Origin of the sequence: Frankia sp. AgPm24 (assembly GCF_023243055.1) — a bacterium.
In the GTDB taxonomy this organism is placed as follows: domain Bacteria; phylum Actinomycetota; class Actinomycetes; order Frankiales; family Frankiaceae; genus Frankia; species Frankia umida.
In genome coordinates, this window is record NZ_JALKFW010000208.1 from 34,480 (window position 1) to 48,165 (window position 13,686).

The following is a 13,686-nucleotide window of genomic DNA, read 5'->3' on the forward strand; positions in this document are numbered from 1 at the left end:
TCGAAGTTCGTGGCTCTGCGAGAGGGCGGCAGGAACGTGCGGGTTGTCATCGTCGGTGCGGGCGTTTCCGGGCTCGCCGCCGCCCACGCGCTGGCCGGTCAGGCCGAGGTCACCGTCCTGGACGCGGCCGAGCGGGTCGGCGGCAAGCTGCACACGACGCCGATCGAGGGGATGGACGTCGAGGAGGGCGCCGAGTCGTTTCTTGCCCGGGTCCCCGACGGCCTGCGGCTGGCCCGCCAGATCGGGCTCGGCCATGACGTGGTGCATCCGGCCACGACGTCGGCGTCGCTGTGGATTCGCGGCCGGCTGCGGCCCATCCCGCCGAACACCATGCTCGGGGTGCCCACCGACGCGTTCGGCCTGATCCGTTCGGGTGTGCTCTCGCCGTGGGGGATGCTGCGGGCCGCCGCCGACCTCGCCCTGCCGCGTTCGCAGTTCCCCGAGGATCCGACCGTCGGCGCCTTCGTCGGCGCGCGGGTCGGCCGAGAGGTCGTCGACCTGCTCGTCGACCCGCTGCTCGGTGGTGTGTACGCCGGCCGGGCCGACGCGCTGTCACTGCGGGCCACCGTGCCCCAGCTCGTCCCCATCCTCGCCGAGGACCGTTCGCTGCTGCTCGGCGCGCACCGGGTGCGGGCCCGCACCGGTCCCGCGCCCAGCGCCGCCGCCACACCGGTGTTCGCCAGCGTGCGCGGCGGCCTCGGCGGGTTCGCCCGGCGGCTGGCCGAGCGCTGCGGCGCCACCGTGCGCACCGGCGTGTCCGTGCGGGCGCTGGAACGCACCGCGTCCGGATGGCGGGTGGTGTGCGGGCGTGACCGCACCGGGGTGACCCCCGAGCCGCTGCTGGCCGACGCGGTGATCCTCGCCGTGCCCACGGGAGTGGCCCGCTCGCTGCTGCGCCCGATCGTTCCGCACGCCGCGGCGCCGCTGGCCGGCGTCCCGTACGCCTCCGTCGGGCTGGTGACGCTCATCTACCGGGACGTCACCCCGCCGCCCGGCAGCGGCTTCCTGGTGCCGGCCAGGGCGGGAACCGCGGTGAAGGCGGCGACGTTCCTCACCACGAAGTGGCCGCATGTCGGCGCGGCGGGTCTCACGGTGGTACGCGCCAGTCTCGGGCGGGCCGGCGCCGAGGGCGACCTGACCCGTGGTGACACGGAGCTCGCGGGGATCGCGGCCGCCGAGATCGCGCAGATCACCGGGTTGCTGGCGCGTCCGATCGCGTCCCGGGTGAGCCGTTGGGAGGGTGGGCTGCCGCAGTACCTGCCGGGCCATCTGAACCGGGTCGCCGCCGTGCGCCGGTCCCTGCCCGCCGGCCTCGCCCTGGCCGGCGCGGGCTACGACGGGATCGGCATCCCCGCCTGCATCCGCTCGGGTGAGGCCGCCGCCGCCGCGGTGCTGCGGGGGGCCGTCCGCGCCACGCATGGTGGCCCGACCCAGCCGGCGGCCCCCGGAGTCTGACCGCGATTCCGGCCGGGTGGGCCCGGCCGGCCGACCATGGAGACCGCTGAATGCCGGAGTCCACGAAGTCCGCCAACGAGCTCAACGCCGAGCTGCTCTACACCGGGTGGTCGGTCTTCGCCGCCGACCGTCGGCTGCCCGCCGAACGGGGCGCCCTGACCGACGAGGTCGAGGCGCTGCTCGAGGGTGCCCTCGCCAAGGACGTCTACACCCGCGGGCTCTACGAGCTGTCCGGCTACCGGGCTGACGCCGACCTGATGCTGTGGTGGACCAGCCCCGACCCGGATCTGCTGCAGGAGACCTACCAGCGGTTCCGCCAGACCACACTCGGTGGGCATCTGCGTCCGGTGTGGTCGTCGGTCGGGCTGCACCGCCCGGCCGAGTTCAACCGCAACCACATCCCGGCCTTCGTGCGCCGGGAGGACCCCCGTACGTATGTCTGCGTGTACCCGTTCAACCGTTCCCTGGAGTGGTATCTGCTACCCGATTACGAGCGACGGGGGATGCTCGCCGAGCACGGCATGATGGGGCGCGAGTTCGAGGACGTCCGGGCGAACACCGTGGCGTCGTTCGGTCTCAACGACTACGAGTGGCTGCTCGCGTTCGAGGCCGACGAGCTGCACCGGATCGTCGACTGCCTGCGCCACCTGCGCGCGAGTTCCGCCCGGCGACACACCCGGCTGGAGACCCCCTTCTACACCGGCGCCCGCAAGCCCGTCGCCGACATCATCGCCGCCCTGCCGTAACAGGGCCGCTGACCTGCGAGAACAGTCGGTCGCCGCGCGCGGGTGCGGGGCTGCCCGCCCCCTGACGCAGTCGGCGTCTGCCTGGGCGCCCCCACCCGTCCGGCAGACGCCGACCGTTCTGTGGCCGTGCTCGTGGTGCGCCGTCGTGCGGGTCGGACCACGGTCCACGGCAGGTGTTGCGTCCGCGCTCCCACAGAGGTCAGGAGCCCGGAAGCTCCCCGGCCACACCCAGGAGCATGACGCACAGTAGCACTATCGTCGCTTGTTGTATACACAGCGTGTCGCTCGGGTTCCTGGTCCCCGCATGTCGTGACCAGAGTGCAATCACGGAAATCCGGTTGCGTCGAGTCATCGGATCGTGGCGCCATCTCTGTTACCTTGAGTCGCCGCAAACGGACGGATGACGCCGTGGCAACGGGCGATCCATGTGCCTCGAATGGGTGGGTGCCCCATCCGCCCGCTGGTGGTTCGGCCTGAGAGGGCCGGTAACGTTGCCCATGAGCAGGGCGCCGGTCATGCCAGGTGTTCGGTCTGGTCCGCCGTGGCGGCCCAGACACGATCACGGGCGTGCGGCCCAGGTCCGCGAGCGGGTGCGAGTCGTCCTCGTGCCGTCCGTGGGGCTCATTCAGTGGCGGGGGAAGAGCGCTGGAGGTCCGGTCGATGCATCACCGAAAGATGAGCTCGCCGCCGCCGGAGCGACCCCCGGCCAGAGGCGGTCGGAACAGGTTCTCGCGTCGATCGAACGGGATAGACCGACCGCGCCAGGCCGGGCGGTCGATGCGGTACGGGCGATCGGCGGGGGAGTCACACGTTAACGCGAACTACTGCGAGCCGGCGCAAACCGGACTAGTCCAGAGGTGACCGACACCATGTCGGGTAATCGGCGCTCGGGCGGCCCCAACGTCGTCGCCCGGCCGCGCGACGACCAGGGTGCCGGCGTGCAGTATCCGCCGGTACGGCCGCAGTACGGGCCGGACGGCGCACATCCCAGCGGTCCCATGAGCCCGGGTGGGCCCGCCGATCCTGGCGGGTTCGGCGGTCCCGGTGGCTATGGCGGCTCCGGCGGACCGGAGCCGCCCGACGGGGCCGGCGGGGTACCGGGTCAGGGGCGCGGTGGCCGCTCCCGGCGCGGGTCGAACGCCGGGTCGCTGGGCTCGTCGGTCGGGCGGCACAGCGCCGCCCGGGCGGGCGGCGACCCGTCGCTGGCCTACCGGGCCCAGGTCAACTGGGAACGTCGCTACGTGCGGATGCTGCTCGGGTTCGACGCGGCGGCGTGTGTGCTCGCCGCCGCCCTGGCCTTCTTCGTCCGGTTCGGCAACCTGGTCAGCTTCGACACCGAACCGATCTCGATCAAGCCGTACATCCTGATGACGGTGCTGCTGCCGCTGGCCTGGGTGCTGGCGATGTCACTCAACCGGGCCTACGAGAGCCGGTTCCTCGGCGGCGGCTCGGAGGAGTTCCGCCGGGTGGTCAACTCCGCCGCCCGGCTCACCGCCGCGGTGGCCATCGCCTCCTACGCCACCAAGGCCGAGATCGCCCGAAGCTACGTGCTCATCGCCTTCCCGGCGGCCACCGTCTTCTCGGTGGCCGGGCGGGTGATCGGCCGCGGCATCCTGCACCGGATGCGCCGCTCCGGGCGCTGCCTGCACCGGGTTCTGGTCGTCGGGGCCGGCGAGTCGGCGGCCACCCTCGTGCGACTGGCCCAACGAGACCCGACATCCGGCTGGGCCGTCGTCGGTGTCGTGCTGGACCGCTCACCCGGCCGGCACAGCCACGACCGTCCCGAACGCAGCGGCTTCGACCTGCTGGGCGTGCCGATCGTGGGCACCTCCGACACCCTGCACACCGCGATCAGCGCCACCCACGCCACCACGGTGGCGATCTGCCCGCAGATGGACGGCGAGACGCTGCGCCGGGTGCTGTGGACGCTGGAGGGCAGCGACGTCGACGTGCTGGTCTCCTCGGCACTCACCGATGTGACCGGCCCGCGGATCTCGATCCGGCCGGTGGCCGGGCTGCCGCTGCTGCACATCGAGGAACCGGAACTGTCCGGCACCCGGCGGGTGATGAAGGGCGTGTTCGACCGCTTCGTCGCCATAACGGTGATCCTGCTGTTCTCGCCGCTGCTGCTCGGCCTCGGCCTCGCGGTGCGCCTCACCAGCCGCGGTCCGGCGCTGTTCAAGCAGATCCGGGTCGGCCGCGGCGGCGAGCACTTCACGATGTTCAAGTTCCGCTCGATGTACATCGACGCCGAGGCCCGCAAGGCCGACCTCGAGTCGCACAACGAGCGGGGCGAGGGACTGCTGTTCAAGATGCGTGACGACCCGCGCATCACCCGGGCCGGCAAGTTCCTGCGCAAGTGGTCGCTGGACGAGCTGCCGCAGCTGTTCAACGTGCTCAACGGCACCATGTCGCTGGTCGGTCCGCGCCCACCGCTGCCCAGCGAGGTCGCCCGCTACGAGGACGACGTGCACCGCCGCCTCATGGTCAAACCGGGTCTGACCGGCCTGTGGCAGATCAGTGGCCGCTCCGACCTCGAATGGGACGAGTCGGTGCGCCTGGACCTGCGCTACGTGGAGAACTGGTCGCTGGCGATGGACTTCGTCATCCTGTGGCGCACCGTCTTCGCCGTGCTGCGCCGCGAGGGCGCCTACTGATCCGCCGGCTCGCAGCCCGGGCGCCGGCCACCTCTCGGGTGGGTCGGCGCCCGAGCTCAGTCGGCGGCGAGCCAACCGGCCAGACGCAGATGGTCGAGCACCCGGTCGACGGACTCCTCGGGCGAGAGCCGGGCGGTGTCGACGGTGACGTCGGCGTCCTGCGGCACCTCGTACGGGTCCGAGACACCGGTGAACGCGGGGATCACCCCGGCCCGGGCCTTGGCGTACAGACCCTTGCGGTCACGGGCCTCGCACACCTCGACCGGCGTCGCCACATGGACGAGCACGAAGCCCCCGCCGGCCGCGCGGACCATCGCCCGTACCTCGGCGCGCACCTCGGCGTAGGGGGCGATCGGCGCGCACACCGCGGTGCCTCCCGCCCCGGCGACCTGCGCCGCGACGAACCCGATCCGGCGCACGTTGGTGTCCCGGTCGGCGCGGTCGAAGCCGAGGCCCTTCGACAGATGGGTGCGCACCACATCCCCGTCCAACAGGGTCACCCGGCGCCCACCCTCCTCGAGCAACCGGCAGACCAGCAGACCGGCCAGCGTCGACTTGCCGGAGCCGGACAGCCCGGTGAACAGGACCGTCAGCCCCCGCCGCAGCCGCGGCGGCACCGCCCGGGTCAGTTCGGCGGCCACCGTCGGCGGGGTGAGCTCGGCGGGAATCGGCCCACCGCTGTCGAGCAGCGAGGCGAGCTCGTCGCGCCCCGGGGCACCGATCGCCGGACCGGTCAGGCTGCCGGTCAGACCGTAGGCGCTGGCCAGTTGGGCCCGCTCGGCGGTGAGCCGGGACAGTGCGGCCGCCTCCAGGCCAAGGTCGACCGGTGTGCCACGGTTGACCGGGGTGCCGAGATCGCGGGCCGCGCCGGGTTCGGCGTCGACACCGGCGCCATCCTGGCCCGGTGTCGGGACGCCGTCCCCGTTGCCGCCAGCGGTGGCAGCGCCGGCAGTGGCTCCGGCGGTGGCCCCGGTGCTGGTCGGCCCGCTCAGGACCGTCGCGCTCAGGCCCGGCTCACGCGGCGTCACCAGCAGCGGCGAGGGCAGTGCGGGGACGAGCACGAGCAGGCTGCGCCGGCCGCGCGTCGCATCACCGGGCGCGGGACGACGGTAGGGGTCGGGCGTCGGCTCACGGTGGCGCCCCGATCCCCCGGTGCCCAGGGCGTCGGAGGCCACCGCCTCGGAGGCGAGCGTCGCCTCGGAGGGGCGCAGCGGCGCGTCGACGGCGTCCAGCGCCGCCAGCAGGCAGCGCACCCGCAGATGGTGGCGGGCGTCCGCCGGGTCGGCCCCACCGACCGGGGCGAGCACGACGCAGCGTTTGCCCTGCCGGGTCAGCGCCCGGATGCGTCCGACGTCCGCGGTGTGCAGCAGACCGTCGGCCCACACCGCCCACGCGGCACCCTCACCGACCTGGGGGCCGATCCAGCCGCGGGCCCGTAGTTCCGCGCGCAGCTGGTCCGGGGTGAGCCGCAGGTCCGGATGGTCGGGGTGATGCGGCAGCCGGATGCCCTCGAGCTCACCGACGAGGCGTACCGGCCCCGCCCCACCCTGCCCCGCCCCACCCTGCCCCGCCCCGCCCTGCCCCGTACCCGGCACCGGGATCGTCGCCCCCACGTGCAGGGCGGCGATCATCACGCCCTCGGCGTCGCGCAGCGCGACGCTCGACCCGGGCGCCGGCACCTGCGGTGTCGGGTCGAGACCGGTCGGGACGATCAGGGTCGGCACCGGGACCCCGGCCACCTCGTCCTGCGCCGGGTAGCCGGGATGCGGGCCGTAGGCGCCCACGAGCAGCAGCTCGAGCCCGGCGAGCTGCGCCGGCGTGAGGGTCAGTGACGACCAGTCCCGCGAGGCCGAGGTCAGCTCGGCCGCCCGGGCCGGACCGACCAGCGTCAGCAGCGGATCACCGCCGGCGGACGCCGCGGGATGGCCCGCGGACCCGGTCGAGCCCGCGGCGGGGTCCGTCGGGGAGACGACGTGACGATCAGGATTCGGAGCAGAGGTGGCACTCACACTCGCGACCGTAGCGGGTGACAGACTCCCCTTCGATGAACACCGACGACACCAGCCAGCCGGCTCGCGTTCCCGTCGACATCGCGAGCGACGAACTCGACGACAATGACCTGGCCCGGCGTTTGGCCACGGATGCCGGCAAACTTCTGCTCAGGATCCGCGACGAGGTGGGGTTCGCCGAACCCGCCACGCTGCGCGACGCCGGGGACGCCCGCTCGCACCAGCTGCTGGCCCGGGCCCTGGCCCGCCACCGGCCGCTGGACGCGGTGCTGTCCGAGGAGGGTGTGGACGACCCGGCGCGGCTGGCCGCCGAACGCGTGTGGATCGTCGATCCGCTTGACGGCACCCGCGAGTTCGCCGAGCCCGGCCGCGCGGACTGGGCTGTCCACGTCGCGTTGTGGGAACGCGGTGAGCTCGTCTGCGGCGCGGTCGCGCTGCCGGCGCTGGGCGTCACGCTGCCGGCTGCCGCCGCCGCGCCGCAGACCCGGCCGGTGGTGAGCCCGCCGCGGATCGTGGCCAGTCGCACCCGAGCCCCACTGCTGGTCACCCAGGTCGCCGAGGCGCTGGGGGCGACGATCGTGCCGATGGGGTCGGCGGGCGCGAAGGCCGGCGCGGTCATCCGCGGTCAGGCCGAGATCTACCTGCACGCCGGGGGCCAGTACGAATGGGACTCCGCCGCGCCCGTGGCCGTGGCGAGGGCGGCCGGCCTGCACACCAGCCGCCTCGACGGCTCGGCGCTGCGCTACAACCAGCCCGACCCGCTGCTACCGGACCTGGTCATCTGTACGGCGCCGCTGGCCACGGCCGTGCTCGCGGCCATCGCCGCCGCCGGATGAGCTCCCGGGCGAGTCGCCGGGTGATCAGAGTGCGCCCGGTGGGCGTCTGGTGACAGCCGTGTGACGTGGGTGAGCTGCTTAACGGTGGCGAAACCAGCCTACGGACGCTGGGGTCGGCTAGTTTGGACGGATACACCGGCTCGACGAGGGGTATCCGCGTGCCTGTCAGGGGTTACGAGCTCACCCACCTGCAGATGCTCGAGGCCGAAGCGATCCACATCTTCCGTGAGGTCGCGGCCGAGTTCGAGCGTCCCGCGTTGCTGTTCAGCGGCGGCAAGGACTCGATCGTCATGCTGCGGGTGGCGGAGAAGGCGTTCTGGCCCGCGAAGCTGCCGTTCCCGCTGCTGCACATCGACACCGGGCACAACTTCGACGAGGTGCTCGCGTTCCGCGACCATCGCGCCAAGGAGCTCGGCGCCCGCCTGGTCGTCGCGTCGGTGCAGGCCGCGATCGACGCCGGCACGCTGACCGAGGACACCCGCCCGGGCGCGTCCCGCAACCAGTTGCAGACCCCGGTGCTGCTCGACGCGATCGCCGACAACCGGTTCGACGCGGTCTTCGGTGGCGCGCGCCGCGACGAGGAGAAGGCCCGGGCCAAGGAGCGGGTGTACTCCTTCCGCGACGAGTTCGGCCAGTGGGACCCGAAGAACCAGCGTCCCGAGCTGTGGTCGCTGTACAACGGCCGGCACCGGCCCGGTGAGCACATCCGGGTGTTCCCGCTGTCGAACTGGACCGAGCTCGACATCTGGCGTTACATCGCCCAGGAACGGCTCGAGATCCCCTCGATCTACTACGCGCACAGCCGCGACGTCGTCGAGCGCGACGGCATGCTGCTCGCGGTCACGCCGCTGACGCTGCCCCGCCCCGGCGAGACCCCGGTGCCCCGCCGCATCCGCTACCGGACGGTCGGTGACATCACCTGCACCGGTGCGGTCGAGTCGACGGCGCGCACGCCCGAGGAGGTCATCGCCGAGGTCGCGGCGACCAGGATCACCGAACGTGGTGCCACCCGCGCCGACGACCGGGTCAGCGAGGCCGCCATGGAGGACCGCAAGCGGGAGGGGTACTTCTGATGGCCGAGCTGCTGCGCGTGGCGACCGCCGGGTCCGTCGACGACGGCAAGTCGACGCTGATCGGCCGGCTGCTCTACGACACGAAGTCCCTGTTCACCGACCAGCTGGCGGCGGTCGAGCGGACCAGTCGGGAACGCGGCGACGGCTACGTCGACCTGGCGCTGCTCACCGACGGCCTGCGCGCCGAACGTGAGCAGGGCATCACCATCGACGTCGCCTACCGCTACTTCGCGACCCCCCGGCGGTCGTTCATCCTCGCCGACACGCCCGGGCACGTGCAGTACACCCGCAACATGGTCACCGGCGCCTCGACCGCGGACCTCGCGCTGCTGCTCGTCGACGCCCGCAAGGGTGTGGTCGAGCAGACCCGCCGGCACGCCTTCCTCGCCTCCCTGCTGCAGGTTCCGCACCTGGTGCTGTGCGTGAACAAGATGGACCTCGTCGACTTCGACCGGGAGATCTTCGAGAAGATCAAGGAGGAGTTCCGGCATTTCGCGGCGAAGCTCGAGATCGTCGACGTCACCGCGATCCCGGTCTCGGCGCTCAGTGGCGACAACGTCGTCTCGCGTTCGCCCAGCACCCCCTGGTACGACGGCAGTTCGCTGCTGCACCATCTGGAGGAGCTGCACATCGCCTCCGACCGCAACCTCATCGACGTCCGGTTCCCGGTGCAGTGGGTGGTGCGTCCCCGCAGCGAGGAACTACCCGACTACCGCGGCTACGCGGGGCAGGTCGCCGGCGGTGTGCTCAAGCCCGGCGACGACGTCATCGTGCTGCCCTCGGGTCTGACCACGCGGGTCGCCGGGATCGACAGCTTCGATGGCCCGGTCGACGAGGCGTTCCCGCCCATGTCGGTGACCGTGCGCCTCGAGGACGACCTGGATGTCTCCCGCGGCGACCTGATCGCCCGCCCGAACAACCAGCCCACGGTCGGCCAGGACATCAACCTGATGGTGTCCTGGATGGTGGACGCGCCGCTGCGTCGCCGGGCCCGGATCGGCGTCAAGCACACCACCCGCTCGGTGCGGGCGATGGTCACCGACATCTCCTACCGCGTCGACATCGACACCCTGCACCGGGACGAGACCATCGACACCCTGGGCCTCAACGACATCGGACGGATCGCGCTGCGCACGACGTCCCCGTTGTGCTACGACCCCTACCGCCGCAACCGCACGACGGGCAGCGTGCTGCTCATCGACGAGGTCACCGGCACCACCCTCGGCGCCGGCATGATCCTCTGACCGTCGGCCATCCGGCGTAGGTCGCCGTCCGCGCCCTGCTCTTCCGTGACGGCGAGCAGGCGGAGATCACCTTATTCGTCGGGCCGAAGGGCACGGTCGGGTGGGACGCGGGTATCGCCCGCGGCGGCGAATCCGGCCAGCATGGGCAGCCGGTCGTTGTTGGCGACCATGGCCGGCGACTCCAACCAGGCCCGGTAGGCGCCGCGCTGACGCGGGGTCATCGCCGCGACCGCCAGGGGTGCCCCGGTGGCGTCGAGAAAATCGGTCCGCGCTCCGGTGATGAAGCCATCCTGATGCGGATCGCCGGTGTAGGTGCGGCGCCGCCCGGCGTCATCGGTCACCGTGACGGGCCGAAGCGGATCGCTGGCGCGCCGCGCCCACAGCAGCCGGGCGCTCGACTCGTAGACCCCGACCCAGTCAGGCAGATCGCGGGCGGCCGCCCGCAGACCGGCCAGGACACGGCGGGGGCCGGCGGTGCTGGTGTCCCGGTATCGCTGGCGGATCGCGATCTCGAGCGCGTCGACGGTCAGCCCGACCGTCATCCTGGTGATGGTTCCCGAGGGGTTCGACGGTTCGATGGACGTCGCGACCGTGGCCAGCAGCTCCAGGATCGCGCCCTGGCGACGCCGATGGGCGGCACCGGACGCCGCATGGTCACGCACGACATCATCGGCCGCGTCGACCAGCACCTGGGCGAAGAACGTCTGCGCTCGGACGGCCCGCAGGTAGCCCAGCGCGCGGGGACTCGAGGGATAGCCACCGGCAGGCTGGTTCCAGCCCCGGGTTCGGGCCGCCAGCCGAGCCTCGAGATCGACGCCGTAACCGGCGGCGTCACGGGCCAGCGAACCGGCCAGCGCACCACCGCGCAGACACTCCCGCAGCAGCGCCCGCCAGGCGGCGGCGGGCACGTCCGCCAACCCGTCGGCCGGGTCCCCGCTGTCGGCCCGACCCGGTACCACCGCTGTCACCGTCGCGTAGAGCTCGTCACGGTAGGTGTGCAGCACCGGGACGAACGCCGCCCGCAGCCGCGGCGGCAGCGTCGGTTGGTCGGTCGCGGCCATCGTCCGGACGAGCCGCCCGACGAAGGACGCGCTGCCGGCCGGATCGGCGGCCCGCGCCGCCGGCGAGCCAGCCGCGGCGATCACCCGTGACCAGGCGGCAAGCGTCGCCGCCGGCAGGGTGGCGACCCGCACCGGCAGCCGCAGCGCGCCGATCATCGACGCCCCGACGGCCAGCTCGACGTGACGTGCGGCGACCTGCGCCACCAGCGCGGGCTCAAGCCGAATCGCGTCGAGCAACGCCACCTGGTAGGCACCGGCCCGCGGCCCGTCGTCGACCGCCTGCGCACGGATACCGGCACCGGTCACACGCGGGTCGGTGATGCCGTCGCCGGCGCCGAAGGTCAGCCGGGCGAGCCGGTCAAGCAGCGTGCGGTCGAACCGCCCGGCGCCGAGCAGGGGAGTGAGCAGCACCGCGTCAACCCGGTCGGTGCGCCCGGTGACGTTGAAGCGGCCCAGCCAGGCATCGTCGAGACCACGGAACCGACTGTAGGCGGCGAAGGTGCGCCCCAGCAGCGCGTGCGCCTGCGGTTGGTCCACGCTCGAGGTCGGCGGCGGCCGGTGACCCAGCGGCCCCGGGACGTACCCGGCCAGCCGGGTGAGCAGCGCCGCGAGCCCGGCCGGACCGAGCGTGTCGTAGAAACCGGCGACGAACTCCGGATCGTTCGCCCGCGCGCCCAGCAGCCGCAGCGCCGCCGGCCGGGCCCCGCCACCCTCGCTGGCGCCGCCGGTACCCCCCGGGCCGCCGACGCCAGACGCGCCGGGCGACCCCAGCCGCCGGCCTGCCCGAGCATCATGGCCGCTGCCGCTGCCGCTGCCGCTGCCGCTGCCGCTGCCGCTGCCGCTGCCGCCGGAACCGCCCGTCAGTAATGTCGCCGCCGCCCGCCCCGCCACCCACGCGGCCGTGTGCGCCGACGCCGTGCGCGCCATCACGGGCAGCACGTGAAGGTCCCTCGCCGCGAGCGACACCCGTGGCAGGACGACGTCGGCCCGCTCGGCGGCGCCACCGCGGTCGGTCAGGGCACCCGCCTCGGTGTCGAACGCAGCCGCCAGGCGCAGGAGCTGCTCGGCGAACCCGGCGAGCCCGGCCAGCCCCGCGGCGAGGGACGCCGCTCGCTCCAGCGCCCGGGCACCGGCGCGAAGTGCCTGCGCCGCCGCTCCCACCGCCCTCGCGAGACCGCGTAGCCGCACCGGATCGACGAGCACCCGGCCAGGCTCCGTCCCGGCCGCCGTGCGGATCGTCAGGCCGTGGGCCGTCACGACGCCGGACCCGCCTGCCGCCCGGACGGCGACGACAGCGGGGACGGCGGGGACGGCGGTGGAGGTTGGGGTGGACCGGTGGCGAGCCCGGCCTGCTCGCACAAGCGCACGCAGCTCGCCAGCACCGCCGCGGCCTCGACGGCCAACCGGCGCAGCCGCTGCGTGGCCTGCTCGGCCGCGGCGCCCTCCCAGGCCGCGACGCCGGCAGCGTTGACCTGATCAAGGGCCTGCTCCACCTCGGCCTGCACCCGTCGGGCCACCGCCAGGGCATCCGCCGTAGCCGCCCGGGCCGCATCGACATCCGTCATCGCACACCACCGTCAGGATCAGGGTCGGGGTGCGGTGACCGTAACAACGACAGGCGGGGCCTCGCCGGCCGCGCACCGGCGCTGTGGACGACGACACCCGGCGACCACCGCCGACCCGCCCCTGTGGACAACGCCCGCCGGACTGACGCGAGGGGTTCGTGTCAGGGACCGCGCTGGCCTCGCTGGTAGCGCAGGAACAGGCTGCCGTCCTCGGTGAGAACCTGGGTCAGCCGCAGGGGGACGGGCCGCGCCCAGTCATCGCCCATCGTGATGCTCTTGTGGCCGGGGCCGGCGAGCAGGGGGGCGACGGTCAGGCACAGTTCGTCGAGCAGGCCGGCCGCGGCGAGCTGGGCGTGCAGGGTCGGGCCGCCCTCGAGCAGCACCCGGGTCAGGCCCCGTTCGGCCAGCGCGGCCAGCGCGGCGCCCGGCTCGACCGTGCTGTCGCCACACAGCACGACCTCGGCGACCCGCGCCAACGCCGCGCGCCGGTCGGCGGGGGCGTCGGCACAGGTCAGGATGATGGGGCGTACCTCGGTGTCGAACAGCCGGGCGGTCGGTTCCAACGCCGCCGACGCGGTGACGACCGCCACCGGCGGCGCGGCCGCGAGCCCGGCGGCGACCCGCTGCTCCCGACGCTGTGGCGGGATGACCACCGGGCCGTAGTTCTCATGCCGGACGGTGCCGGCGCCGACGAGCACCACGTCACACAACCAGCGCAGCATCCGGAACACCTGCCGGTCGCCCTCCCCGCCCAGCGGGCCGGAGCGGCCGTCGACCTCGGCGGCGCCGTCCGCGGCGCTGACGAAGTTCGACCGCACGTAACTGTGTGTGGTGGCCTTCTCCGGATAGGCGTACGCCTGGTCGAGATCGACCTCCCCCCGCGGGGGGACGGCCGGTGCCGGTTCGGTCTCGGAGAACAGGTAGCGCACGGCGCCGACTGTATCCGTCGGCGGCCCCGCGCCACCTGTCTGTCGCCGACGAGGCGGGGCCCTGCGACGATGCGGGTATGGGAACCTACGTCGTCCTGCTCGTCATGGTGC

At 73.4% G+C, this 13,686-nt stretch carries 10 protein-coding genes; 6 read left to right on the top strand and 4 right to left on the bottom strand.

Features of this window, described 5'->3' with window-relative positions; all coding sequences use genetic code 11:
• Window positions 1-36 precede the first annotated feature (36 nt).
• The 3 genes from hemG to MXD61_RS21065 all read left to right on the top strand — a co-directional run bounded on the left by hemG (window position 37) and on the right by MXD61_RS21065 (window position 4,858).
• Window positions 37-1,455, top strand: a complete 1,419-nt coding sequence (gene hemG, locus MXD61_RS21055) for a protoporphyrinogen oxidase (RefSeq protein ID WP_163547841.1) — start codon at window positions 37-39, stop codon at window positions 1,453-1,455.
• Between the two features lie 50 nt (window positions 1,456-1,505).
• The gene (hemQ, locus tag MXD61_RS21060; RefSeq protein ID WP_163547830.1) at window positions 1,506-2,201 is read left to right on the top strand and encodes a hydrogen peroxide-dependent heme synthase; all 696 of its coding nucleotides are present in this window, start codon (window positions 1,506-1,508) and stop codon (window positions 2,199-2,201) included.
• Between the two features lie 857 nt (window positions 2,202-3,058).
• Complete coding sequence (locus MXD61_RS21065; protein ID WP_372512150.1) at window positions 3,059-4,858, top strand: sugar transferase; 1,800 nt, start codon at window positions 3,059-3,061, stop codon at window positions 4,856-4,858.
• 56 nt (window positions 4,859-4,914) lie between these two features.
• Here MXD61_RS21065 and cysC read toward each other — a convergent pair whose 3' ends face one another.
• The gene (gene cysC, locus MXD61_RS21070) at window positions 4,915-6,867 is read right to left on the bottom strand and encodes an adenylyl-sulfate kinase (RefSeq protein ID WP_248815186.1); all 1,953 of its coding nucleotides are present in this window, start codon (window positions 6,865-6,867) and stop codon (window positions 4,915-4,917) included.
• A gap of 35 nt (window positions 6,868-6,902) precedes the next feature.
• Here cysC and MXD61_RS21075 point away from each other — a divergent pair, with 35 nt between their 5' ends.
• The 3 genes from MXD61_RS21075 to MXD61_RS21085 all read left to right on the top strand — a co-directional run bounded on the left by MXD61_RS21075 (window position 6,903) and on the right by MXD61_RS21085 (window position 10,020).
• Window positions 6,903-7,703, top strand: a complete 801-nt coding sequence (locus MXD61_RS21075) for a 3'(2'),5'-bisphosphate nucleotidase CysQ (RefSeq protein ID WP_248815239.1) — start codon at window positions 6,903-6,905, stop codon at window positions 7,701-7,703.
• Between the two features lie 194 nt (window positions 7,704-7,897).
• The gene (cysD, locus tag MXD61_RS21080; RefSeq protein WP_251080357.1) at window positions 7,898-8,776 is read left to right on the top strand and encodes a sulfate adenylyltransferase subunit CysD; all 879 of its coding nucleotides are present in this window, start codon (window positions 7,898-7,900) and stop codon (window positions 8,774-8,776) included.
• Window positions 8,776-10,020 (top strand): sulfate adenylyltransferase subunit 1, encoded by a 1,245-nt coding sequence (locus MXD61_RS21085; protein WP_248815188.1) that lies wholly within the window; start codon window positions 8,776-8,778, stop codon window positions 10,018-10,020. Before cysD ends, MXD61_RS21085 begins: the two co-directional genes overlap by 1 nt.
• Window positions 10,021-12,094: 2,074 nt before the next feature.
• Here the strand turns inward: MXD61_RS21085 and MXD61_RS29000 are convergent.
• The 3 genes from MXD61_RS29000 to MXD61_RS21100 form a co-directional block, all read right to left on the bottom strand.
• Window positions 12,095-12,292 carry a hypothetical protein gene (locus MXD61_RS29000; protein ID WP_374629334.1) on the bottom strand — a complete coding sequence of 66 codons (198 nt, stop codon included), beginning with the start codon at window positions 12,290-12,292 and terminating at the stop codon, window positions 12,095-12,097.
• 42 nt (window positions 12,293-12,334) lie between these two features.
• Entirely contained in the window at window positions 12,335-12,646 is a 312-nt protein-coding gene (locus MXD61_RS21095) for a hypothetical protein (protein WP_248815189.1), read from the bottom strand.
• 161 nt (window positions 12,647-12,807) lie between these two features.
• On the bottom strand, window positions 12,808-13,575 hold the full coding sequence (locus MXD61_RS21100) for a pyrimidine reductase family protein (RefSeq protein WP_248815190.1): 768 nt from the start codon (window positions 13,573-13,575) through the stop codon (window positions 12,808-12,810).
• Window positions 13,576-13,686: the final 111 nt, after the last annotated feature.

Excerpts from the sequence above, each read along its gene's own strand:
- hemQ (WP_163547830.1), top strand. The coding sequence starts at position 1,506 with ATGCCGGAGTCCACGAAGTCCGCCAACGAGCTCAACGCCGAGCTGCTC.
- MXD61_RS21075 (WP_248815239.1), top strand. The coding sequence starts at position 6,903 with ATGAACACCGACGACACCAGCCAGCCGGCTCGCGTTCCCGTCGACATC.
- cysD (WP_251080357.1), top strand. The coding sequence starts at position 7,898 with ATGCTCGAGGCCGAAGCGATCCACATCTTCCGTGAGGTCGCGGCCGAG.
- MXD61_RS21085 (WP_248815188.1), top strand. The coding sequence starts at position 8,776 with ATGGCCGAGCTGCTGCGCGTGGCGACCGCCGGGTCCGTCGACGACGGC.
- MXD61_RS21095 (WP_248815189.1), bottom strand. The coding sequence starts at position 12,646 with ATGACGGATGTCGATGCGGCCCGGGCGGCTACGGCGGATGCCCTGGCG.